Origin of the sequence: Dyadobacter sp. CY347 (assembly GCF_021502655.1) — a bacterium.
Classification (GTDB): Bacteria; Bacteroidota; Bacteroidia; order Cytophagales; family Spirosomataceae; genus Dyadobacter.
Window position 1 is genome coordinate 1 of record NZ_JAKFFT010000009.1, and the last position, 24,196, is coordinate 24,196.

Genomic DNA, 24,196 nt, shown 5'->3' on the forward strand with positions numbered 1-24,196 from the left:
CCCGAGCGGCAAAGCTCAACAACCTGAGATCGGAATTTACTGTTTTTGTAATTTTTCTTGATAACAATTAATCCATTCACTTTCATAAGCTTACAGGGTTATTGTAAGGCTATTTCAGTGTAATACAATTTGTTGTATAATTTATATTATGTTAAATAGGCTTTCATAAATAAAACAAGCGCCTATTCAGCGCCTGTTTTATTTACTCTATCGTTCTATCTCTTACTCTTCAACGCAAGCCACTTGTTTTGAAGCGAACTGTTCGAGTACTCCGTTTACAGTAGTCAAGTTATCTTTCGCCTCAGCTTCGTCTTTTGCTTGGATGGCTTTTTCAAAATATGGCTTTGCCTTTTTGAATTTACCGCAAACACGACCTTCGATCTCTTTACCACGTTGCTGATATTCTGTCATGTTCATGTTGTCAACTTCGCCTTTCAATTGTACAGCTTCGTTGAAATAGAAAACACCCAGGTTATACAGCGCGTCGTAATTTGCTCCGTCGATCTCCAATGCTTTTTTGTAATTAGCAATGGCCTTGTCGCTCGCATCTTTTTGTTTCGCTTTCAGGTCAGCCAATTGTTTTTCAGAACCTGATGAAGCACTGCTTTGGGCAGCTTCGGTTGCTGTTTTAACTTCGCCTTCCATTGTTGCGATAGTTGCTATCGTTTCTTTTTTCTTAGCATTTACTTCGGCAAGCTGGCGTTTCAGATCCGCATTTTTTGGTTGCTTCTTGATCAACGCACCAATACGTTTTACCTCTCCGTCAAAAACCTCGATTTTTCCCTTTTCAGCTTCCAGGTTTTTTGTAAGGCTTGCAGCAGATTTGCTTCCCGAGCCCATCTTCGCACTCATTTGCTTCACGCTGTCCGCAGCTGTACGTTGCATGTTATCGTAAAGAATTGCAAGGTTAACAACATTCTGAATATTCTTAGGATCAGCTTGTGCCAATGCTTCCAATTCACTGATTGCTTTCGACTCATTACCTGATGCCAAAAGAATGTTAACAACTTCTGCTTTCAGGTCTTTGTTGTTCGGTGACTGAGCCAACCCTTTGTTCAACGCTTCGATAGCTTTGTCAAAGTTTTTCTCCTCACGGTACAACTGGGCCAAACCGTAGAATACACTTGGATCTTTACCTCCATTGGCAGCATATTTTTCAAACTGCTCTTTTGCAACATCTTTCTTTTCAAGCTGTTGCGCTGCGATTCCGCCGTATAGCGAAGCAAGCGTGTCCTTTTTATTGATCTCCTGAGCAGCTGTAAACATTTCAAGAGCACCAGCTAGGTTTTTTGCCTGATATTTCTCAGCACCCTGCTTTACAAAAGCATTGAAAAGTTGCGACCCCTCCCCGCCTGCAAGAACATTCTCAGCTTCTTTGGCAGATTTGCCAGGCTCGCCTTTTTTCGTTTTGTCCAGCTCCACAACCTTTTTGTAAGCTTCCAATGACGTTTTGGCTGCGCTTGAATCTACTTCTGAACCTTGCAATGCGATGTTTTCATACAATTTTGCCCTTTCCATCCAGAAAGAAGCTTTTGCACTAGCCTTTGCATCACTTACGTCTTTATCGCTTTTCTCTTTATCCTTACGAAACTGATCCACCACAGCCTTGTTAACAGCATCGTCCTGCGCGAACGCTGACATACTGAAAAGGCTAAGTGCAGAAACAAAAAACAATTTTTTCATAAATATTAAACTTTGGTTGTGATTGATTGTTCGAATTCTAAATATAAATCAATTAAAATAATTTTTACAAAAATCATGCCTCTGGCTCGTCAGAAGGATCATTTTCATCTTCTTCGTCGTCTTCATCTTCAATCACATCTTCTTCATCATCCAATTCTTCTGCCTGCTCATCCGCCGAAACGATGATCATATCCGAAGTTCCTTCTATCACCGCAGATGGGATTACGTTTCCGTTCTCATCCAGTTCTTCGGCTTTTTCATCAGGATCTTTCAATATTCTAGTCACCGAAGTAATCTCATCAGAATTGTTCAGGCGGATCAGTTTAACACCCTGCGTGTTACGGCCAGCCAGACGAATGTCCAGCACGCTCATCCGGATGGCAATTCCATTTCTGGTAATGATCATCAGGTCATCTTGCTCTGTAACCTCGCGTATGGCAACCAATTTACCGACCTTATCCGTCGCATTCATGGTCGAAACTCCTTTTCCACCACGCTTGGTGATGCGGTAACTATCAATGTCTGAACGCTTTCCGAAACCATTTTCCGAGACAACAAGCAGCTGCGCATCTTCGCGGTTGATACAAACCATTCCGATTACCTTATTGTCGGCATCATTCAGGTTAATACCACGCACACCTGCGGCAGTTCTTCCCATCGGACGAACTCCTTTTTCATTGAAACGAACGGCACGTCCCGCACTTGAAGCGATCACAATGTCATTATCGCCATTGGTCAGCGCAACATTCAACAGTCTGTCGCCTTCATTGATGGAGATAGCAATAATTCCGTTTGTCCTCGGACGAGAGTAAGCTTCCAGCAAAGTTTTCTTGATTGTGCCCTGCTGGGTACACATAATGAGGTAATTATTGTTGATATAATCCGCATCCGATAATGTGCGAACGTTGATCACTGAACGAATGGAATCTCCGTTTTCCAGGCTGATCAGATTCTGGATCGGACGGCCTTTGGATTGCTTGCTTCCTTCGGGAACTTCGTAAACCTTCATCCAGAATAATTTACCGTATTCTGTGAAGATCAAAAGGTAATTGAGCATCGTCGCAGAGAACAAGTGCTCAGTGAAATCAGTGTCCTTGGTTTTCACACCACGGGACCCAACCCCTCCCCTCGTCTGCGTACGATATTCTGCCAACGGCGTCCTTTTGATATAACCTTCACTCGAAATGGTAATCAGCATTTCGTCATCCGGGATCATATCTTCATCACTGAATTCTTCTGCGGAGAACTCGATCTTGGTGCGGCGTTCGTCACCGTAGCGGTCTTTGATCTCTCCCAGTTCCGTCCTGATGATATCGAACTTACGGAATTCGTTAGCAAGAATGTCTTTCAAGTCAGTGATCAAAACCATGATCTCTTCGTATTCCTTCACGATTTTGTCTCTTTCGAGACCTGTTAACCGTTGCAGACGAAGTTCAAGAATCGCTTTGGCCTGAATTTCACTCAGCTCAAAAGACTCCATCAAACCCGTTTTTGCTATCTCCGGATCACGTGCATTACGGATCAATGTGATAACGGCATCCAGGTTATCAAGCGCGATCAGCAAACCTTGCAAAATGTGGGCTCTCTTTTCAGCTTCCCTCAGTTCATACTCGGTGCGACGCGTGATAACAACAATCCGGTGCTCAACATAATGCTTGATCAGGTCTTTCAGGTTCAGTGTAACCGGACGACCTTTTACAAGGGCCACATTGTTCACCCCGAAGCTCGATTGCAACGGCGTATATTTGAACAAATGGTTTAATACAATATTGGGAATAGCGTCTTTTTTAAGATCAAAAACGATACGCATCCCGTCACGGTCAGATTCATCGCGGATGTCTGAAATGCCGTCGAGTTTCTTATCATTAATAAGGCCGGCGATGCGTTCGATCATCGCAGCTTTATTGGTCATGTACGGAATCTCCGTAATGATGATCTGCTCCCTACCTGTTTTAGAAACCTCAAATGACGCCTTGGAACGCATGATAATGCTTCCGCGACCCGTTTCAAAAGCAGATCTTACACCCTGGTAACCATATATAATCCCTCCCGTTGGAAAATCCGGCGCCTTCACGTACTCCATCAATTCGGGAATGGTAATCTCGTTATTATCAATGTAAGCCAGAACCCCGTCGATCACCTCCGACAAATTGTGAGGCGCCATATTGGTAGCCATACCCACGGCAATACCGGAGGAACCATTTACCAATAAATTCGGGAATTTGGCGGGAAGAACAGACGGCTCGGAAAGTGAATCATCGAAGTTAGGCTGAAAATCAACCGTGTCTTTTCCCAGGTCATTCAAAAGCTCGTCAGCAAGTCGCTTCAATCTTGCCTCCGTGTAACGCATGGCCGCCGGATTATCTCCATCCACCGAACCAAAGTTACCCTGACCGTCAACCAGCGGATAACGCAAAGACCACGGCTGGGCCATCCGCACCATTGTATTATACACAGACGAATCACCATGCGGGTGATACTTACCCAAAACCTCCCCTACTATACGAGCCGACTTTTTATGCGAGCGATTGTAATTTACACCCAAATCCGACATCCCGTACAACACACGCCTGTGAACCGGTTTCAAACCATCGCGAACGTCGGGCAAAGCGCGGGAAATAATAACTGACATCGAGTAATCGATGTATGCTCCACGCATTTCATCCTCAATATTAATGGGGATAATGTTTTCACCAGAAGATTCTGCCATAAAGAATTAGAAAAGAATCAAAAATTTAAACGAGCAATTGAAAAGTGCAACTACCCAATGAATTAATACTATAATGTAAGTTCTAAAAAGTCAAATTTCGCTATTTTAAAGCATTCTAACAAACTATCTTTTGTGCTATTTCAGCATTCCTTTCGTATATCGGTGATCCTTCGGAATTTAGGGAAAGAATGTCCTTTTAAAACTAAATTGGCTTCTAACATTAAATTTTACTTTCTTCCCGCTTATTACCTAAATGCTTACTTTTCCCGACTTCCATTATGCCCTTATTACTGACTTTTATTGCCATACTTACCCTGATTGCCCTCATTGCCTGGCTCAAAATTGATACTTTCATCTCATTTTTGCTCGTATCCATCGGACTCGGTCTGGCAAGTGGCCTTGATGTGGAAACAGTGAGTAAGGCCATTCAGAAAGGCGTTGGCGGAACCTTGGGTGATCTTGTCTTGATAGTTGGATTCGGAGCGATGCTCGGGAAAATGGTGGCAGACAGCGGAGCTGCGCAGCGGATCACAGATGCGTTAATAGGACTTTTCGGGAAAAAATACATTCAATGGGGAATGGCGCTGGCCGGTTTCGTGATTGGTATACCCTTGTTTTACAATGCCGGTTTTGTGATCGTCATTCCACTGATTTTCATGATCAGCGCCACGGCGCGACTGCCTTTATTATATGTAGGTGTTCCTATGCTCTCGGCGTTGTCCGTTGCGCATGGCTATCTACCGCCCCACCCCTCGCCTGCCGCCATTGCCAGCCAATTGAATGCGGATCTTGGACAGACACTATTATACGGAATCATCGTTTCCATTCCCGCAATCGCAGTGGCCGGTCCACTTTTCGGCAGCACGCTGAAACGTTTTCAGCCAAAGCCGGATGAAGATCTTTTTAATGTAAAACCAAGGCCAACGGCCGAATTACCGGGATTGGGGATCAGCGTGATAACTGCTTTGTTACCTGTGTTTTTGCTGACGAGTATGTCAGGAATCAAACGAATTTATCCTGATAACAAGATCATCGGACTTCTTGCTGAGCCTTATTTCGGGATGCTGATCTCGGTATTATTTGCAGCCTATGTTTTGGGGATCCGCCGCGGAATGAATATGAAAAACGTGAGCAAATCCATGGAAGAAGCTTTTAAAGGCGTTTCGGTCATTTTGCTGATTATTGCCGGTGCCGGTGTTTTCAAGGAGATCATGACAGCCAGCGGCGTAAGCACATACATTGCGGAAAGTTTGAAAGGTGTCAACATCTCACCATTGCTATTAAGCTGGGGAATTGCTGCAATTATCCGCGTTTGTGTAGGATCCGCAACCGTCGCCGGACTAACGACCGTAGGCATACTTTCACCGCTTTTAGTAACCTCCGACGTATCGCCCGAACTGCTAGTATTATCCATTGGTTCAGGCAGTTTAATGTTCTCACATTTAAATGACGGCGGCTTCTGGCTCTTCAAGGAATACTTCAATCTAAGCATCAAAGACACGCTGCTCACCTGGTCGGTTATGGAAACAATTGTGTCTGTAATGGGATTGCTGGGGGTTTTAGTGCTAAATTTGTTTGTTTAGGAATTCACTCATTCATCGCACCGGCGACCCGGTCATTTACTCATTAAATAATGGACAACACTCCCGAATCAAACTTCGCTGCCCTTGGCCTTAACCTTCCCCCTGCGCCCAAACCGCTTGGCGTTTATAAGCCGCTTTTGATCGTCGACAAACGCTGGGTTTATGTTTCAGGACATGGAACTGTGCAGGATGATGGCACATTGATAAAGGGAAGGATTGGGAAGGATATGGATGCAGATGCTGGTAAACTGGCAGCACGTCAAGTTGGATTAACGATCCTTTCGACATTGAAAGCAAATCTGGGAAGCCTTAACAGGATCAAAAGAGTTATCAAAGTGTTAGGCATGGTTAACTGCACGCCTGATTTTGAAAAACACCCCTTCATTATCAACGGATGCAGCGAGCTTTTCGCAAAAGTCTGGGGGGAAGAAAACGGGATCGGTGTAAGAAGTGCCGTAGGAATGGGCAGCCTTCCTGATAACATTCCGGTGGAGATTGAGGTGATGTTTGAGCTTGAAGAGAAATAATTATGTGGTTCCAACTTAACAATCCGGAAAACGTCATTTCTCCTTCACTCCTATTTTACCGGGAGCGCATTGAAAATAATATTCGTGGAATGGTCAGCATTGCCGGTGATGCCGACAGGCTTATTCCGCATGTAAAGACGCATAAGTCTGGTGAGATTGTCAAAATGCAGCTTTTGCAGGGCATTAATAAATTCAAATGTGCTACAATTGCAGAAGCCGAAATGCTGGCCGATGCAGGCGCGAAATGGATATTGCTGGCCTACCAGATGGTTGGCCCTAACATAATGCGCCTTTTGGCTCTAAGAGAAAAATTTGCTGACGTAACCTTCTCTTCGCTTGTTGATAATGAAAAATCAGCAGATGACCTGAATGAGCTGGGCGTTGCTAATGATGTTGTTTTCAATGTATTTATTGATGTCAATAATGGCATGAACCGTTCGGGGCATGCTACGGACGTTACATTGCTCTCATTATATCGTTACATTTCGGCACTTTCTAATGTATCATTTGGCGGCGTTCATGTTTACGACGGTCATTTACGTGATCCTGAATTTACAGAGCGGAAACTGGCTGTGGATGAAGCATTTGAAAAAGTCCTTCCATTATTTGACCTGATCAAAACGCATACAGGAGCTGCTCCCATGATCATTGCCGGCGGCTCTCCTTCATTTACAGTTCACGCCATGCGGCCGGATGTGTTTTTGAGCCCGGGTACAAATGTGCTTTGGGACTGGGGTTATGGCGACCGGTTCGACGGCCAGCCTTTCCAGCATGCAGCATTGGTTTTAACACGCGTAGTTTCTAAACCTACTGCAGGCATTGTCACGATCGATCTTGGTCATAAGGCCATTGCACCGGAAAGCCCGATTGAAAACCGTTTCAAATTGCTCAATCTGCCCAGCTATACATTGATCGGACAGAGCGAAGAACATGGCGTTTTACAGGTTACGCAGGACGTTTGGGATGCTACACAGATCGGCGATGTGCTTTATGCCCTGCCCTATCACGTCTGCCCGACGGTTGCATTGCATGACTTTGCATCCATCATTGAAGACGGAGCAGTGACCGACGAGTGGAAAATCATAGCCCGCAACCGTCGCCTTACCATTTAATTCAATTCCTAACCAGCACAAGATGTTTCTTTTCGATGCCCATCTCGACCTTTCCATGAATGCCGTGGAATGGAACCGTGATCTTACCCAGGACCTGAATGCGATCCGACAACGCGAAGCAAACCTGACCGACAAACCGGACCGGGGCAAAGGCGTCGTGAGTTTTCCGGAAATGCGGAAAGGCAACATGGGTATGTGCGTAGCAACACAGATCGCCCGTTTTGTAAAGCCCGACAGCAAAATTCCAGGCTGGCATTCACAGGCACAAGCATGGGCTCAAACGCAAGCGCAGATTGCCTGGTACAAAGCCATGGAAGAAGCTGGTGAAATGGTCCAGATCGTGGATCTCCCTGGTTTGCACAAACATTTAGACCTTTGGCAAAATGCAGAATCGACTGATAATCTGCCAATTGGTTACATCCTAAGCCTTGAAGGGGCCGATTCTTTCATAACGCTCAAAAACCTAGAAATAGCCTATAAATATGGCTTGCGCGCGGTCGGGCCGGCACATTATGGCCCGGGTGTTTATGCTTATGGCACAGATTCCGACCAGCCGTTGTCTCAAAAAGGTAAGGATCTGCTGCGTGAAATGGAAAAGCTGAACATGATCCTGGACGCAACGCATTTGTGCGACACGGCATTTTGGGAGGCACTGGACATTTTTAAAGGACCCGTTTGGGCAAGTCATAATCTTGTCCGGAAAATAACACCGCATAACCGACAGTTTTCGGATGAAATGATCAAGGAATTGCTTGAAAGAAAAGCAGTTATCGGCATGGCTTTCGATGCTTGGATGATGATTCCAGGCTGGGTTCGCGGGAAATCGACGCCTGAAAATATGGGCTTAAAGATCGAACATGTGGCAGAACATATTGATCACATTTGTCAGCTGGCAGGCAATGCGATGCATGTCGGGATCGGCTCAGATCTGGACGGTGCATATGGAAAAGAGCAGTCGCCCATGGATCTCGATTCCATCGCGGACCTGCAATCACTGACTGGCATTTTATCCGCAAGAGGTTATTCGGAGGCGGATATCGAACAGATTATGTGGCGAAATTGGGTAGACTTTCTTGATCGCAGCTGGAAATAATGTTCTTAGGAAAAATCTAATAAAATCTTAATATTCCAATAATATTATTTTGATGAAAGCTTCGCAACTTGCACAAGAGTTGCGAAGCTTTTTTTGTTATGCGTTTTAAGACAATTTAACATTTACTTATTTGTAATTATTATAAATAAGCCGCATCTTTGATAAAATTACCAGGTGAAAATTCCGGCGGTTGACAAGGCTTCATTCAGGACTATCCCTTCATAAATATTGACTGACATGCGTAATACATATAAAATCTCATTTCGAACCAAGATTAAAAACAACAAATCCTTCCAGCGATTGCACGATTGTCTTAAACAACTCAATGTGAAACATTGGGCATACGATTTCCAGGATTTGTTACTAACCTTAACCTCAGAGTTATCTGATTTTTCCAAGATCCAGGCCGTGCTACGTTCAGCAGGGTACGTTTGCCATTTCGTAAAGCTTGAAAACCTGAGCGAACCGAAAGGATTGTCACTCAGCTAGGAACTGAAAAAAATCTCCAAGCCGAAGGCCGCAGCTCGTCTTGCATAATCTATTACTCCCCGATGGATGAAACCATAAAGTTAAGGAAATGAAAAACTTCTTCCTGGCTTTTAATATGGTTTCTGGCGGCAGATAAATCGTCGCCGATCTTGATGGTGTAAGCGGTTTCGGGCAGTGCTTCGAACATATCTTCGTCGGTGGTGTCGTCGCCGATGGCCAGTACAAAATCATAATGTCCATTCTCAACAAATGTTCGGGCCGCCGTTCCTTTGTTGAACGCGGTCTTTTTAACTTCGACAACTTTATTACCATCGATAACCTGCAAATTCAGCTCAGGTTGAATGTAATTTTTCAGTTGCCAGAGCAATTCCTGCGCACGTCTCTGTGCATATTCTTTATCATCGGCTGTCCGGTAATGCCATGCCAGCGAAGTTTCTTTCTCCTCTACAAAAGCCCCCGGGCATCGTTTGGCATAAATATCCATGATCGGCCGAATGCTCTCTTTCCAGTTCTCTTCATAACTCTCATTCAGTTCCCAATGATCGCTTCCCTTGGTGCGTATTAGCGCCCCATGTTCGGCAATGATATGAACAGGAAGGTCTTTGAACAAATTATCAAGAAAATGGCGATCGCGTCCGCTGATGATGATTACCGTGTCCCGTTTTGCAATTTCAAGGATTAGTTTTTTAACGTCCTCGGAAACGATCGCTTTGGCGGGATCCGGGACAATCGGCGCAAGTGTTCCGTCATAATCGAAGAACAAAATGCGGTTGGTCGCAGATGCATATGCGTGACGAATGGCATCAATGCCTTTATTAGTGAGAAAAACCTGTCTCAGGCGTTCGTGTTCTTGTTCTAGCATAGTCATTTGTGTAAAAAAATCTTCCGTCCAGGCGAATACGTCATATTCCTTAATGCGTTCCCGCATGGCATCCATGCGCTTTATCTGCTCGTCTTCCGGCATTTCGAAAGCAATCTTGATAGCGTCTGCAATGTCTTGAACGTCAAGCGGGTTAATGATCAGCGCTTCTCCTAGTTCGGCAGCCGCACCGGCCATTTCGCTGAGTATCAGCACTCCTTTACGGTCTTTACGGCTCGCCACATATTCCTTACAAACAAGGTTCATACCATCCCGGACCGGCGTAATTAAAGCCACGTCGCTTACCGTGTACATGCCCACCAATTCATGATAGGGCATTGAGCGATACTGATATATGATCGGCTGCCAGTAAATATTCCCATAATCCGCATTGATCCGCCCGACGGTCTGATCAATTTCCGATTTCATCTGCTGATATTGTTCAATAGTGTCTCGGGAAGGGACAACAACCATAACGAACGAAACCTTTTCGTGCCATTGCGGATATCGTTCTAGAAACCGCTGAAATCCGCGAAGGCGGTGAATAATCCCTTTGGAATAATCCAGCCTGTCCACGGAAAAGATGATCTTCTGGTTCAGCGACTGCCTGACATCATTGCGCGCCTCGGCGACCATCGGATCGTCATAGGCATCATTGAATTTATCAAAATCAACACTGATCGGGAAGGAATCTACTTTCACGATCCGGTTGCTCATGTTAATGTAATGCAGCTTATTGCCATAACCCGACACAAGCCGTGCTGCTTTCAAAAAGTATTCAACATAATCATTGGTATGAAAACCAACCACGTCCGCACCTAAAATGCCGTCCACAATGGCTTTCCGCCATGTTACGGGCAATAATCGGAACAGTTCAAATGATGGGAACGGGATGTGGAAGAAGAAACCTATTTTATTGTCCGGGAATTTGTTGCGAATCATTTCCGGAAGCAGCATCAACTGATAGTCCTGCACCCAAACCACATCATCCGGCTGTATAATTTCGTTGATCTTATCAAAAAACAGCTTGTTAGCGATTTGATAGGCTTCAAAATATTCGTCGTCAAATCGTGCAAGGGAAGGAAAATAATGGCATAACGGCCAGATCAGATTATTGCAAAAACCCTCGTAGTAATTTTCATTAACGTCCTCGGGGATAAAAACCGGGTGCGCCTGAAAGTCGTCATTAGCAAGCGATTGGCCTTCCAATTCCTCTCTTGTGTTTTCAGAAAACCCGATCCATTGGATCTTTTCACCAGCATTGAAGACCTGACCATTCTTATCTTTGACCAGTGACAATACAGCCGAAACAAGGCCTCCCGAATTTTGGAATAATTGCACCTGATCATTTTCCCTAATGATTTTGAATGGCAATCGATAGGCTACAATGATTAATCTTCCCGCGCTTTTCTGTTGTTTTAAATTTTCCATAGAACCTCAATAAAATTAAAAAACCTATGCCACGTCGCATTTTGGAGCATTAAAAATGAAAAATTTGATGTGGCCAGGATTTGTATTAGCTTAGTGGCTGCAACCTCTTTCATCATTTTATCGGAACCGATTTATCGTGGCACCAGCTGTTTACGGTTGAGTTGCAAGCAATTAATTTTGCTGTTTTCCATAAATTAAAGTGATGGCTGAACACAAATACAGGTTTTCAAACAAACCTTAGATTAGTCAAGGACTACAATTGTGTAACCGCAGATTAATACTGTGCCACTCTTTTGTTGTGGGTTGCGGGCGGTCAGCAATGACCGCCATTTTTTAACACATTGGCCGAGATTGCCATGTGCCGGTAAAGCTCAACAACCAAACCTAACCCTCTTGAAACTTAAATGAAACGCATTTTTAGTAAATGTTTCATTCTCCTATGCCTTTTACTTTCAGCGTTTTCTGCTGATGCACAGTTCAATCACATTGTAAACAAGTCCCACGCTGAGCGCTATACGGCCCTCCGGCGATTTATTGATCTTTCGATCGGGAACGCCAATAAAGCGGAAGGCTATAAGTCGCTGGAAACGCTGAAAAAGGTGGCGATAAAGAACAATGACCAGGATTTGGTTCTGGAAGCCGAGATTATGCGAATCATGCTCAATCGGGAAGTGGATAAAAAAGCACACAAGCGGCATATACTGGATCTGAAAGCATTGATAGCCAAGTCACATGAGGTCGGAAATATGCAGATCCATATCCGAGCGAGGAGGTTTCTGGCGCATTTGTATTGGTATGATACAAAAAACTATGAGCGCGCATTTGAGGAATATCTGACTATACATCCGCTGCTGGCAAAGATCTCTGAAAAGGATTTTCCTGAAAAAGCATTCTTCCTGACCCAGATCGGTGAAGCCTATTATTTTTTCGCCGATTACAAGAATGCGATCAATTTCTCGCGGGAAGCATTGACCGTGGACGTGATCCGGGAACACCGGGGCGTGCATAACACCGCATTGAACACCATTGGCCTGAGTTATATAAAAACAGGGTTTCTGGAATCGGCCGACTACTATTTTAAAAGGATCCTGCAAAATGTGGGAATCGACGATTACAATGTCTGGAAAGGCATTGCACAGGGTGACCTGGGGCAAACGGCCTACCTGCGCGGAAAGTACGACGAAGCCATTCCGCTTTTGGAAGCCAATATTAATCAGGCGATCATCATTTCAGACTTAGGCCAGGCCGCAAGGTCACTCACGATACTTTCTGACATTTTCTTTCGCCAGAATGAGATTGGTGAAGCAGAAAAGACCATGCGCCGTGCACGCGAATGTGTGGCCCGCTCAGGCAGTGACAAGCCGCTCGAGCAACTTTACCAGGTTTACGGCAAGGTTTACGCGGCCAAAGGCAATCTTGGTTTAACCAATGTTTATCTCGACTCCGCTACGCGCATCAGAAATATCTTCGAACAGGATTTCAATTCTATTCAAATGCTTCGCGCCAGCGAAAAGGCGCAGTTGCAAGCGCACAGGTCCGATATGGAGCGGATTGCAACCGAAAAACAGATCAAAACACTAGAGCGGAATATTCTGCTCATTCTTGTGGTGCTGCTACTCGTTGTCGCTTTGTATTTTTATAAAACCCATTATTACAAAAACCGGGAAAAACAACGCGCCATAAATGACCAGCTCGCCAAAGCGGAACAGGAACTGACCTTTGCCGCGATTCAGCTGGAAGAGTTCACGCGGAGCATTTCAGAAAAAACCCAACTCGTGGAAGAGCTCAGCGCACGGTACGGAATGAATGAAAGTGAAGGAACTGTCCAGGAATTGCAGAACATTACCATCCTGACCGACGAACAGTGGGAATATTTCAGGAGTCTTTTTGAAAAAATACACGTGGGTTACCTGTCGCGGTTAAGGGAAAAGCTTCCCGGGCTGACGCCTGCCGAAACCCGTTTTATGGCCCTGGCCAAACTCAATCTTACTTATAAAGAAATGGCCAGCACGCTCGGAATTTCTGTGCAGAGTGTGCGCGTGATCCGGCATAGGATACGTAAAAAGCTGAATGTTCCGGAAGAATCGGATCTGAAGGATGTGGTGGCTACAATCTGAGAGAGTAAAGTAAAACTGGATCAGCGGGATAACGTGCAAGCTATCAGCACATTTCAAATTGGAATGTTTTTGGAATGCCCCATTTTCGTGTCTCGGAGGGCTTATTTCTACATTTGAACTGTTAGACATCTTCTCAGTGAAATCCATGCGACTGGTTAAGTACAAGTATTTCTTTCTGCAATCCTTCCTGCTTATTCTCTTATTGATACTTTCAGTTTGCCGGTGGCACAGCGGACAAGTGGGGAGCGCACATAAGAAAGCTCGGATGCATCAGGAAATGTCGCAACAACTTAGTGCACGATAATCCCTCCTCATCATATGTTATTGTCGGCACCAGCAATAGAACCGCGTTACTCTTGCTGGTGCCGTTTTTTATTTCCTTCCAAAGTTTTAAATCAAAAAAAAATTTCTTTGTCGCAAAAACCTGCTGACATACGGCTGTCATAAGCCCCTGTTTCCTTTGTCATGTTCAAACAAAAAATCACTAAAAACCTTTGACAATGGAAACCAACAAAACCTTCACGAATGAAACAGCTGTCTCACCAACATTACTAACAACCGAAGCATTGCTCGCTCACTGGCAGGGACATCGCAGCCTGACGCGCAAGGTGATCGAAGCCTTTCCGGAGGATGCTTTTTACAATTTCTCGATCGGAGGCATGCGTACATTTTCACAGCTTACGATGGAAATGATCGTCCTGGCAGCGCCCGGGATCCGTGGAGTTGCCTTTGGTGACTGGACTTTCGGCGATCCGGTGCTGGATTTTACAACGCCTGCACCGCCGACAAAACAGGAAGTGCTGAACCTCTGGGATTTGGTAACCGACTACATTAACACGCTTTGGCCACAGATCCGCCAGGACCGCTTTGCAGAAACAGAAGCTGCATTCGGAATGTATGAGAACACCATTCTTAACACGATCCTTTACCTGATCGATAATGAGATCCACCACCGCGGGCAAGGATATGTGTATTTGCGCGCGCTTGGTGTAGAGCCGCCTGCTTTCTGGGAAAGGTAATATCCGCATTTATCGAAAACGTCAGCAGCTATCAGCCATGAATTGAACCGGAACAGCCTGCGTTGTGATGACGCAGTGCTGTTTTCTTTGGAATGGTTTTGGTAAGATTGTGAATAAGATTACATTTATCATTCAATCTATCCAACACTATATGAAGATTCTGACCGTAACACTGATTTCTGCTTTTGTTTTCACAGAAGCATTTTTTGTTCAATCACGCGCACAAAAAATTGGGTCGAGGCCCGCTCCTACCGGTAAAATTCCAAGCTCCGGTTCCGGGCAACCTGCCAGGCCATACAGCGAATATCAGCCAAAACCCACAGGACAAATTCAAGGCACAACGCAAGCTGCCGATCCCGGCGCAGTAAGTGATCCGGTTCCCGTAGTTCAGGAAGGGCAGGTTCCCAAAGTGACCACTTCACAGGACCCGACTACAATGCCCGAACGATATATGCCTACGACGACGCAGCCTGTTGAGCAGGTGACGGAGGTTGAGGAAACGACAACAACGACACCGCAGACAGGAACAAATGTACAGACACAAACCAATGTGCAGACCCAGAACGGCACTACAACCACACAAACGACACCAGGTGTAACGCAGCCCGCTACATCAACCACGACCACCACCAACAGAACAACGACCGTTCCGGCAACAAGGCAGAATGTTCCGCAGACGCAACCCGCCCAGCAATCGCAGCCTGTACAACGCACTCAGCCTGTGCAGCAAACGGCACCCGTCCGCAGCGTTCCCTGAGGAAAGCTACCACATTCTGCATGCAGAGAATGGCACAATTCCACCCTGAAATTGTCCTATAAGACCTCTCTGCATGATGGCTTGATGTAGTAATTTTGTAATGTCGGAATTGGATTCATTTCATGCATGACACATCAGCTTACTATTAGCCATGAAAACCTTTTATTCTATTTTAATTAATTCCCTGGCCGCGACCCTGACGAACACTTTCGTCTGGTTCGCGGTTACTTTTTGGGTTTATCTGGAAACCAAATCCATCATTGCCACATCGGTGATGGCCGGGATATATTTTGCAACTGTCGCACTATCAGGCTTTTTCCTAGGCTCCATAGTCGATCGCTATAAGAAGAAAACCTCAATGACCATTTCCGGCATCGCTACATTGATCCTGTATGTGCTGGCATTGCTCACTTACATCCTTACGCCTGAGGCGGATTTTAAAAATCCTGAAAGCATTGGCCTTTGGGTTTTGATCGTGCTGTGCCTGTTAGGCGCGCTCGTTGGGAATATCCGTGCCATCGCGATTTCTACTGTTGTTACCATTCTCATTGAGGAAGACAAACGGGACAAGGCCAACGGGCTCGTAGGGACCGTTAATGGTGTTTCATTCCTCGTTGCATCTATTTTCAGCGGTCTGGTAATCGGTTTTCTGGGCATGACCTGGATGCTCGCATTGGCCGTTGGATTAACCGTTGCCGTGCTGCTGCACTTGTTTACAATCCACATTCCCGAAAAGGAAATTGTGCAGACAGGGACGCATATGGAAAGCATTGACATTAAGGGCACCATTGCCGTTGTCGGACTGGTTCCCGGACTTTTCGGACTTATTTTTTTCAATACATTCAACAATTTTCTCGGCGGTGTTTTCATGTCGCTCATGGATGCATATGGGCTTTCGCTGGTTTCAGTCCAGGTCTGGGGGATTTTATGGGGCGTGTTAAGCCTTGGATTTATTGTCGGCGGGATTGTTGTAGCAAAGAAAGGTCTTGGTAAAAAGCCATTGCGAACATTGTTCCTTGCCAACATTATTATGTGGACGATCTGTATTTTCTTCACTATACAAGCATCCATTATATTGCTGGCCGTCGGAATGTTCATTTACCTGTGCCTGATCCCCGTCGTAGAAGCAACCGAGCAAACGATCCTGCAAAAAGTGATTCCGCATGAGAGACAAGGCCGCGTGTTTGGTTTTGCACAAAGCATCGAGCAAGCCGCATCGCCTGTAACCGCATTCATGATCGGCCCTATTGCCAAGTTTATCTTTATCCCGTTTATGACAACAGGCGCCGGGGTTGACCTCATTGGATCTTGGTTCGGATCGGGAACTGCGCGCGGACTAGCACTCTTATTTACCGTGACCGGATTGGTCGGGCTCATCGTAACATTGATTGCCATGCGTTCAAAAGCCTATCATAAGCTCTCTCAGATATACAAAAAACCGGAACCCGCCTTTACAGTAGCCGACGCGATCGAAGCGGAGGGAGAAATCTAATTTTCAACAAAACCTAGAAATCATGTTTAGAGAAACAAATGCATTCGGTGGATTTTCAGTTGATAATCTGCAAAAAGCAAAGGCATTTTACGGAGATACCCTTGGCCTTGACCTTTCCGAAGTGGAAGAAATGAGCATTTTGCAGCTGCACATTGCAGGCAGCAATGACCTGATCCTGTATGAAAAACCAAATCATACACCCGCCACATTCACCGTTCTGAACTTCCCGGTTGACGACATTGATCAAGCTGTGAAAGACCTCAAAGCGCTCGGCGTGCCGTTTGAAAGCTATGACTTTCCAGAATTGAAAACCGATGAAAACGACATCAGTCGCGCCAACCCTTCGATAGCTTGGTTCACAGATCCTGCCGGCAATATCCTGTCCGTTATTCAAAAGTAATTTAGGGATTAATGTCACGATACATGCAGACTATGCATGGCTTAAATTGTTATCTTGGAACGTTTTCGAACCACCCGAAACCTCCCGGATAACAATTTTTTATTTCATGAAAACACTCCTTAACACACTGCGCGCATTGCCGATCATGATCGGGATTTCTACTATATGCTTTCTGCAATGTTCAAAAACCACTAACAGGCCAGAGAACCTGCAAAGCCTGGTCGGTGAAACTGAAAATATCCGTGGTAAAAGCATTTATCTCAACACACCATACATTACCGCCGGCGACCGTGTGTACATGGTCGGGCACCAAAACGGCACTTTTCCGGACCTCGGCTGGCACGTTACGGGCGAAATGGGTGGGATCTGGGATCATCCGATCAAGCTGATGGATGGCTTTACGGCTTCCGTTTCGGTTGGTGGTGAATCCGCTTGTCTTACCAAGGCTGATACATTTGTCAATTTTCCTTTCGCTAATAAACACATTTTCACAACCGGCCTCCCGGGCCTGAAAGTGGAGCGTTTCCAATTTGTGCCGGACGGGAAAGAGGCGGTGGTTGTCGAGTATACTTTTATCAATGAAGGAAAAGAAAAGCTCGAAATTGACTTTGATTTTAATGGTTATACGGATCTCCGCCCGGTTTGGCTGGGAGAAAGAACCAATATGATCGACGGCCCCGATGTTACAACTTGGGACGAAGCATCGCACAGCTGGATCGCGAAGGATAGTTTGAATGATTGGTATGTCATGTTCGGCGCTCCATTGTCGCCCAATTCGCATCGGGAGAAGGTGATTACTTGTGACTATAAGCCGCAGGGAAGGGGCGTTTCTGCATCCATGCAATATCATTTGGAAATTGAGGGAAATAGTTCTGTAAGCCTTCCCATAACCATTTCGGGATCTTATAAATCAAAATCGGAGGCGCAAAAAACATTTACCGAAACACAGGCAAATGCTGCCAAATTATTGGTTGCAAAGAAAGACCGGTATGCATCCATCGCCTACAAAACCAGACTTACCATTCCTGATAAAAATCTCGAACAAGCATTTCGCTGGACGAAATACAACACAGACTGGCTCATCCGTGACGTCCCCGAAATCGGCCGTGGCGTTTCTGCCGGTGCTCCCGATTATCCGTGGTGGTTTGGCGCCGACAGCGAGTATGCGCTCAAAGGGCTCATTGCTACCGGTCAACCGGAGCTGGTAAAAAGTTCTGTTGATGTGGTGCATAAGCTTTCTGAAAAAGTGAATGGAAATGGCCGCATCATGCACGAAACTTCCACGAATGGTGCGGTTTTCAATCCTGGGAACATCAACGAAACGCCCCAGTTTGCTTCGCTCGTAGCCCATGTTTATCGCTGGACCGGCGATAGGGAATTTCTTCAAAAATATTTTCCTACCATTCAGAAAGGGCTGGATTGGTTGCTTAAAGAGAACGATAAAGACGGGAATCTGCTTCCGGATGGATTTGGCATGATGGAAATTCACGGAATGAACAGCGAAATGACCGACGTAGCGGCCTATACGCAGAAAGCATTTGCCGACGCCGCTGAGCTGGCTATTGAGATGGGGGACAAAAAATTGGCTCAACATTATACAGGCATTGCTAATAAGCTCCGCACCAGGATTAATCGGGAATTCTGGGTCCCGGAAAGCAACTCCTACGCAGATTTCATTGGCACACCAAAGCAGGCAATCAGTCTTATCAACGATGCGATCGTTCGGGCCGATACATTAAAAAAACCCTGGGCAGTAAAAGAATTGAAGGCAGCGAAAGCAAAGATAATCAGCTCTAAAACAGCAGGTAAGCGTGGATTTGTGGTGCATCATAACTGGGTTGTAAACACGCCCATGGAAACCGGCATTGCCGATTCGTCAAAAGCCCTGGCCGCTTTACAAACGGCCTCAAAGTTCGTAAACCCATTCGGCGCATTCGTCACCGGCATTGACCGGGATGAATCGGCCGGGAAGGATGAAAGTTCCGTGGCAGGAAATAATAAGGTTTTCACCTACACGGGCGCAGTAATGACGCTTCCAACGGGCGTTTTGGCCATTTCAGAAAACAACTACGGGCGCCCCGACGCTGCACTGGGTTACCTGAAAAGGATGACCAAATCATTCAGTTTCGCACTCCCCGGTTCTATTTATGAGGTTTCTCCTGATTATGGTATGATGGCGCAGGCCTGGAATGTATACAGTTACGCCTACCCTATCGTTCAGCAATTCTTTGGGATTCAGCCCAATGCAGCCAAACAGCTAATCCGCATTCAACCCCAAATGCCATCATCCTGGAATGATGCGAGTTTGGAAAACGTCATCATTGGCGACAATGCGCTTACTTATACATTTAAGAGAAACGGAAAAAACATTAGTCTCAATCTTTCCCAGACAAAGGAAAACTGGAAGATAGAGATCGCGCTGCCGAGAGTCAAATTTAGCAATTATCAAATCAACGGGAAGGCGGTCGCAGCAAAATCCAGCGGCGGTTTTGACATAATTGAAATCACTGGTAAGGCCAACATGATCAGCGCCGAACAGAGATAGCCTGTCAGGCGCTGATATGGTGCTTGTTATATTTATTCCGGTATTCGATCGGGGATAATCCGGTTATTTTTTTGAATGTGGTGCGGAATGCTTTTGTGTCCGTATAGCCCACTTCATACATGAGTTCGGTGACATTTTTCCGGCTCACCTCAAAGCTTTTCTTAGCCGCTTCGATCTTCACGCGCTGAATGTATTCCACAATTGAATTGGAAGTGGCTTTCTTAAATCTGCGCTCAAAACTCCGTCGTCCTATCGCAAACATTTCTGAAAGCTGGTCCACCGTAATTTTATCCTGAAAACTTTTCTCAATGAATTCCTGTGCCTTCCTAACCTCTTCATCTTCATGCTCTTTCTGGCCCGTGAACATAATGAATGGTGACTGCGTGTTGCGGTCAATTTCGATCATAAAAAACTTTGTCGTGTAAATCGCCATCTGCCGGTCGACATATTTTTCGACCAGATAAACCAGCAAATTCCAGAATGTATTTGCACCGCCGCTGGTGTACACACCGTTTTCGTCGGTGATAATGCGGTTGTCCATCAGGTTCACCTCCGGAAACATATTTTTGAAATCCGTAGCTGACATCCAATGCGTTGTGCAGCTTTTGCCATTCAGCATGCCCGTCGCAGCAAGGAGGAAAGCGCCCACGCACAGGCTAGCCACCTCCGCGCCATGCTCATGTTGGTCGATAATCCAGGGGAAAAAGTCCTTATTAAGCTCAATTACGTTCTCGCGGTCACCATTAACAGCCGGGATAATCACGAGATCAGTCTTTTTCAGATCATGAATCGTGACATTGGGAACCACCGTAAAAACACCGCTATACTTCTGAGGATCAGCCGTCATTCCTACCAGCTGCACATTAAAAGCCGGCTCCCGGCCCATAGCGGTCAGGAAGTCATTCACAAAATTGAAAAACTTAAAAGGCCCCTCAATGGTCCCCAGCGCCGCATCGCCTCTTGGAACAAGAACTGATATATGCTTCATAATTCAAAAATAGCTAAATACATTGTTGCATTCAATATGTCTGCGGGTACAAGTCAGTAGTCTAAGCATTAAAGCAACTTATGGTATTATCTTAACCATTCAATCCCATCTTCATGCCAACGATCATTTACGACGACAAGCAAAAAAAGGCCATTAACCTCGATAATGTCGACACCATCAAGCTAGACCGCAGCGGCGCCGAATTTCACATCGTATTCCAAAAGCAAATCACAGTAAAAGATAGCTACATGTCCACCACCCTCGACAGATGGATCTACACCAGCGAAAACGAACGCGACAGCGTATTCAGGATGATCGTGGATAGTTACGGGTATCGGGTATGAAAGGCTCGGTCAACGGGATCCCCTCATCAGGAAAATGCAAGTGTGGTCGTAGCTGGAGGAAGCCCTTTTGATATCAACTCATCTTTGAAATCCATAAGTGCGTCTTTAAGCTGTTCTGTTTTTGAATAAGTTTCCGGAACAAACATAGTGATACAAGTGATGTCACTGCCATCCGGAGAAGGAATGGTCAGTCTAAATTTTCCAACGAAGGAATGTTCTTCGCAGAAATCTTTGTACCAGGCATCAAATGTGATTTTCCTGTTTCTTTTTCTATGGTCTGTATTTTGATACATCACAAGGACAACCCTTTCTGGATAAGTTTCCAGTGATTGCCTTAGAATGGAGAGGATAGTAGGTTTTATTTTGGGGTCGTACTTATGAAAATAACCCTTGGGTGTGTAAGGCTTACAACGGAATCCAAAAGTTACTATGCTGTCTTTGATCTGATTGTAATCTTTGAAGTGCTCAGAGCCATCTGCAAACCAGCAACTATAAGATAGCCCTAAATCGGTCTCAAATACGTATTGGAAAGAACCACTAGTCCCGACCTCCTGATAGTTATAGGGCCCTAACGAATTTGATTCCTCGGTCATGCAATTCTTTCTCCGAAACTTCGCCGTTAAAATACTTTTCAATTACTTCTTTCTCCTCCATCAAATCATTGATGAAGTCAAATACTGTTCTCTGTTTGACCCCATCGGCACGTTGTGCGGGCGTCTTGGCTGTCTTGATCATCGTCTATAAGTTTAGCCACTATCAAACACTTAACTAAAAAACCTAATCTGGTATTCCATTATGTTCAACACAGATCAGCTTATTTGCAAAGATAGATATTCTTACAAATCTTGTCGCATTCAGCCCCTGAATTTGACATGTTCCCCCCCCAGCGATTAGGAAAAAGACTTGTAGGTTTGTAGCATCTTATTGCTAACCTGGACTTTACCTCTAATTCGATGAAAATCCTCTTAACCATTCTTGCCATAGTCGCAGGCATTATTGTCCTGCTGCTGATCGTTGCGTTGTTTGTCAAAAAAGAATATGAAGTGAAGCGCGAAATCACGATCAACAGACCCAAAGGCAGCGTCTTTGATTATATCAAATTCCTGAAAAACCAGGACAATTACAGCAAATGGGTTATGGCCGATCCAGGCATGCTGAAAACCTACGCCGGGGTCGATGGAACGGTTGGTTTCAAGTATGCGTGGGACAGCAAAGACAAGAATGTGGGCGAGGGCGAACAGGAAATTCTGAAACTTACCGAAGGTGAAAAAGTGAATATTGAGGTTCGCTTCGTCCGGCCATTTGAAGGCATCGGACTTGCAGAAATGACTACCATGCCTGTTGCCGGCGACCAGACCAGGGTAAGCTGGGGCATGACGGGAAAAAGCAAATATCCGATGAACATTACCAATCTTTTTATTGATGGAATTCTTGGTAAAGACCTGGAAGTGAGCTTGACTAATTTGAAAAATATCCTTGAAAAATAATCTAAAATCAATCAACAAAATAAAATGTAGAAACCATGGAAACTAAACTCATTAAGAAGTCGATTGAAGTGAATGCGCCTAAGGAGCAGGTTTGGAAAACCCTGATCTCCGGGGATAAAAACAAGATCTGGTTCAATGCATTCAGCGAAGGAACGCAGGCGCAAACGGATTGGCAGGTGGGTAGCAAAGCCATATTTATGGACGAGTCAAAAAATGGAATTGTTGGGATAATCAAGGTTAATAAGCCTGCGGAAGAGCTGGTTACAGAATACAATGGCGTCATCAATGAAGGCGTCGAAAATTATGACACAGAGGAGGCACACAGCATGAATGGTTTCCAGGAAATATACCGGCTAAAAGAAGAAAACGGCGTTACCCAGCTTGACATTCAATGCGATATGGGTGCCGATTATTTCGAAATGATGTCGGACGCCTGGGAACATGCGCTGGTTATTGTCAAGGAGTTGGCTGAAACAGAAACAAGCGCCACGGCCTTGCTCGATCAACTGGATAACACTACCAAAAATTTCCGCAAAGCCATTGAATCATTCGACGAAGATGAAATCAATGAAGTGCCATTTGAAGGGAGCTGGACGGCCGGGCAGGTTGTAGAGCACATTCTGAAATCAGAAAGCGGCTTGCCGGAGGTGTTATCAAATAATATTGCCGAAACCCAAAGGCCAGTGGACGCAAATATTCCGGAGATCGAACACATTTTTCTGGATTTTTCGACCAAGCTGAAAGCACCCGACTTCAATGTTCCCTCAGACGGACCGCATAACAAAGCGGAACTGATTGATGCATTTGCGAAAGAGCGGGAAGAAATCAGGAAAGTGGCGGCAGAGCAGGACCTCCGGCTTACAGCCAATGCATTTGAATTTCCGGGAATTGGCACATTGACGCGCTGGGAATGGCTGAACTTTGTGGTTTGTCACTCGAAAAGACATATTTATCAGCTGACAAACATTCGCAAAAAACTAAGCGAAAAGGTTGCGGGATAAAACAGCAAACATTAATAACTTGCGGATTCTTCATTCAAAAGAACCCAGTTTTATGTTCCGGAAAATTATTCCCGTCATTCTATTCGTTTTTGCGAGCAATTTCGCCTTTTCACAGTCTGTCCTGGCCGACAAAAAAATAGCGCCTTTTCAGATAAAATTAACCAACGGGCAGCAGTATACTGCATCGCAGCTTGCCGCAGGCCCGGTGGTCCTGATCTACTTTTCGCCCGATTGCGAACATTGCCAGGATTTCACAAAGGACATGCTTAAAAATTACAGCGTATTCGCCAACAAGCAGGTTGTAATGGTGACTTTCCAGTCGATGGAAATGCTGAAACCCTTTGTGGCGCAGCATAAATTGAGCACTTACCCGAACATTAAGGTCGGCACCGAAGGTTATTCATACACAGTTCAGCGCTATTACCAGATCAAATCATTCCCTTACATTGCTATCTATAATAAAGCAGGTAAGCTTGTGCAGACATTTGAAGGTGAGCAGCCGCATCAGAACATCTTTAATGCATTAAAAAAAATCTGATTTCATTGTAGTGACCGGGTA

Annotated in this window: 21 protein-coding genes; 15 read left to right on the forward strand and 6 right to left on the reverse strand. The window is 45.2% G+C overall.

From position 1 onward, the window contains the following. Positions 1 to 222: 222 nt before the first annotated feature. Positions 223 to 1,683 (reverse strand): tetratricopeptide repeat protein, encoded by a 1,461-nt coding sequence (locus L0659_RS20855; RefSeq protein WP_235128519.1) that lies wholly within the window; start codon positions 1,681 to 1,683, stop codon positions 223 to 225. A gap of 73 nt (positions 1,684 to 1,756) precedes the next feature. Then, complete coding sequence (gyrA, locus tag L0659_RS20860; RefSeq protein WP_235128520.1) at positions 1,757 to 4,393, reverse strand: DNA gyrase subunit A; 2,637 nt, start codon at positions 4,391 to 4,393, stop codon at positions 1,757 to 1,759. Positions 4,394 to 4,671: 278 nt separating this feature from the next. Here gyrA and L0659_RS20865 point away from each other — a divergent pair, with 278 nt between their 5' ends. The 5 genes from L0659_RS20865 (at position 4,672) to L0659_RS20885 (ending at position 9,197) form a co-directional block, all read left to right on the forward strand. Continuing rightward, positions 4,672 to 5,976 (forward strand): gluconate:H+ symporter, encoded by a 1,305-nt coding sequence (locus L0659_RS20865; RefSeq protein WP_235128521.1) that lies wholly within the window; start codon positions 4,672 to 4,674, stop codon positions 5,974 to 5,976. Between the two features lie 50 nt (positions 5,977 to 6,026). Then, on the forward strand, positions 6,027 to 6,503 hold the full coding sequence (locus tag L0659_RS20870) for a RidA family protein (protein ID WP_235128522.1): 477 nt from the start codon (positions 6,027 to 6,029) through the stop codon (positions 6,501 to 6,503). Positions 6,504 to 6,505: 2 nt separating this feature from the next. Next, positions 6,506 to 7,615 (forward strand): D-TA family PLP-dependent enzyme, encoded by a 1,110-nt coding sequence (locus L0659_RS20875; protein ID WP_255727542.1) that lies wholly within the window; start codon positions 6,506 to 6,508, stop codon positions 7,613 to 7,615. 22 nt (positions 7,616 to 7,637) lie between these two features. After that, a complete protein-coding gene (locus L0659_RS20880; protein WP_235128523.1) occupies positions 7,638 to 8,708 on the forward strand; it encodes a dipeptidase in 1,071 nt (356 codons plus the stop codon). Positions 8,709 to 8,945: 237 nt separating this feature from the next. After that, positions 8,946 to 9,197: a hypothetical protein gene (locus L0659_RS20885; protein WP_082215046.1), complete on the forward strand. Its 252-nt coding sequence runs from the start codon at positions 8,946 to 8,948 to the stop codon at positions 9,195 to 9,197. Positions 9,198 to 9,249: 52 nt separating this feature from the next. Here L0659_RS20885 and L0659_RS20890 read toward each other — a convergent pair whose 3' ends face one another. Further along, positions 9,250 to 11,487 carry a bifunctional alpha,alpha-trehalose-phosphate synthase (UDP-forming)/trehalose-phosphatase gene (locus L0659_RS20890; protein WP_235128524.1) on the reverse strand — a complete coding sequence of 746 codons (2,238 nt, stop codon included), beginning with the start codon at positions 11,485 to 11,487 and terminating at the stop codon, positions 9,250 to 9,252. Positions 11,488 to 11,891: 404 nt separating this feature from the next. Here L0659_RS20890 and L0659_RS20895 point away from each other — a divergent pair, with 404 nt between their 5' ends. The 6 genes from L0659_RS20895 (at position 11,892) to L0659_RS20920 (ending at position 19,817) form a co-directional block, all read left to right on the forward strand. Next, positions 11,892 to 13,604: a hypothetical protein gene (locus L0659_RS20895; RefSeq protein ID WP_235128525.1), complete on the forward strand. Its 1,713-nt coding sequence runs from the start codon at positions 11,892 to 11,894 to the stop codon at positions 13,602 to 13,604. A 500-nt stretch (positions 13,605 to 14,104) separates the two neighbouring features. After that, the gene (locus L0659_RS20900) at positions 14,105 to 14,623 is read left to right on the forward strand and encodes a DinB family protein (protein ID WP_235128526.1); all 519 of its coding nucleotides are present in this window, start codon (positions 14,105 to 14,107) and stop codon (positions 14,621 to 14,623) included. 151 nt (positions 14,624 to 14,774) lie between these two features. Then, positions 14,775 to 15,380, forward strand: coding sequence for a hypothetical protein (locus L0659_RS20905; protein ID WP_235128527.1), 606 nt, complete (start codon positions 14,775 to 14,777; stop codon positions 15,378 to 15,380). Positions 15,381 to 15,531: 151 nt separating this feature from the next. Further along, complete coding sequence (locus tag L0659_RS20910; protein ID WP_235128528.1) at positions 15,532 to 16,872, forward strand: MFS transporter; 1,341 nt, start codon at positions 15,532 to 15,534, stop codon at positions 16,870 to 16,872. A gap of 22 nt (positions 16,873 to 16,894) precedes the next feature. Beyond that, positions 16,895 to 17,272: a VOC family protein gene (locus L0659_RS20915; RefSeq protein ID WP_235128529.1), complete on the forward strand. Its 378-nt coding sequence runs from the start codon at positions 16,895 to 16,897 to the stop codon at positions 17,270 to 17,272. Positions 17,273 to 17,378: 106 nt separating this feature from the next. Beyond that, positions 17,379 to 19,817, forward strand: a complete 2,439-nt coding sequence (locus tag L0659_RS20920) for a glycogen debranching protein (RefSeq protein ID WP_235128530.1) — start codon at positions 17,379 to 17,381, stop codon at positions 19,815 to 19,817. A gap of 4 nt (positions 19,818 to 19,821) precedes the next feature. Here L0659_RS20920 and L0659_RS20925 read toward each other — a convergent pair whose 3' ends face one another. Beyond that, positions 19,822 to 20,805: a GlxA family transcriptional regulator gene (locus L0659_RS20925; protein ID WP_235128531.1), complete on the reverse strand. Its 984-nt coding sequence runs from the start codon at positions 20,803 to 20,805 to the stop codon at positions 19,822 to 19,824. Positions 20,806 to 20,918: 113 nt separating this feature from the next. On the opposite strand from L0659_RS20925, the gene L0659_RS20930 reads away from it, so the two are divergent. Further along, positions 20,919 to 21,149, forward strand: a complete 231-nt coding sequence (locus L0659_RS20930; RefSeq protein WP_235128532.1) for a hypothetical protein — start codon at positions 20,919 to 20,921, stop codon at positions 21,147 to 21,149. A gap of 26 nt (positions 21,150 to 21,175) precedes the next feature. Here L0659_RS20930 and L0659_RS20935 read toward each other — a convergent pair whose 3' ends face one another. Together L0659_RS20935 and L0659_RS20940 are read right to left on the reverse strand one after the other, a co-directional pair. Beyond that, positions 21,176 to 21,742, reverse strand: a complete 567-nt coding sequence (locus L0659_RS20935; RefSeq protein ID WP_235128533.1) for a hypothetical protein — start codon at positions 21,740 to 21,742, stop codon at positions 21,176 to 21,178. Beyond that, positions 21,708 to 21,884, reverse strand: a complete 177-nt coding sequence (locus L0659_RS20940; protein WP_235128534.1) for a hypothetical protein — start codon at positions 21,882 to 21,884, stop codon at positions 21,708 to 21,710. The genes L0659_RS20935 and L0659_RS20940 overlap by 35 nt, the downstream gene beginning before the upstream one ends. A 218-nt stretch (positions 21,885 to 22,102) precedes the next feature. On the opposite strand from L0659_RS20940, the gene L0659_RS20945 reads away from it, so the two are divergent. From L0659_RS20945 to L0659_RS20955, 3 genes are read left to right on the forward strand one after another with little or no spacing between them, the layout of a single operon-like run. After that, positions 22,103 to 22,636 carry an SRPBCC family protein gene (locus tag L0659_RS20945; RefSeq protein ID WP_235128535.1) on the forward strand — a complete coding sequence of 178 codons (534 nt, stop codon included), beginning with the start codon at positions 22,103 to 22,105 and terminating at the stop codon, positions 22,634 to 22,636. Positions 22,637 to 22,671: 35 nt separating this feature from the next. Further along, entirely contained in the window at positions 22,672 to 23,637 is a 966-nt protein-coding gene (locus tag L0659_RS20950) for a DinB family protein (protein ID WP_235128536.1), read from the forward strand. 52 nt (positions 23,638 to 23,689) lie between these two features. Beyond that, positions 23,690 to 24,175, forward strand: coding sequence for a redoxin domain-containing protein (locus tag L0659_RS20955; protein ID WP_235128537.1), 486 nt, complete (start codon positions 23,690 to 23,692; stop codon positions 24,173 to 24,175). The last annotated feature ends 21 nt before the right edge of the window (positions 24,176 to 24,196 follow it).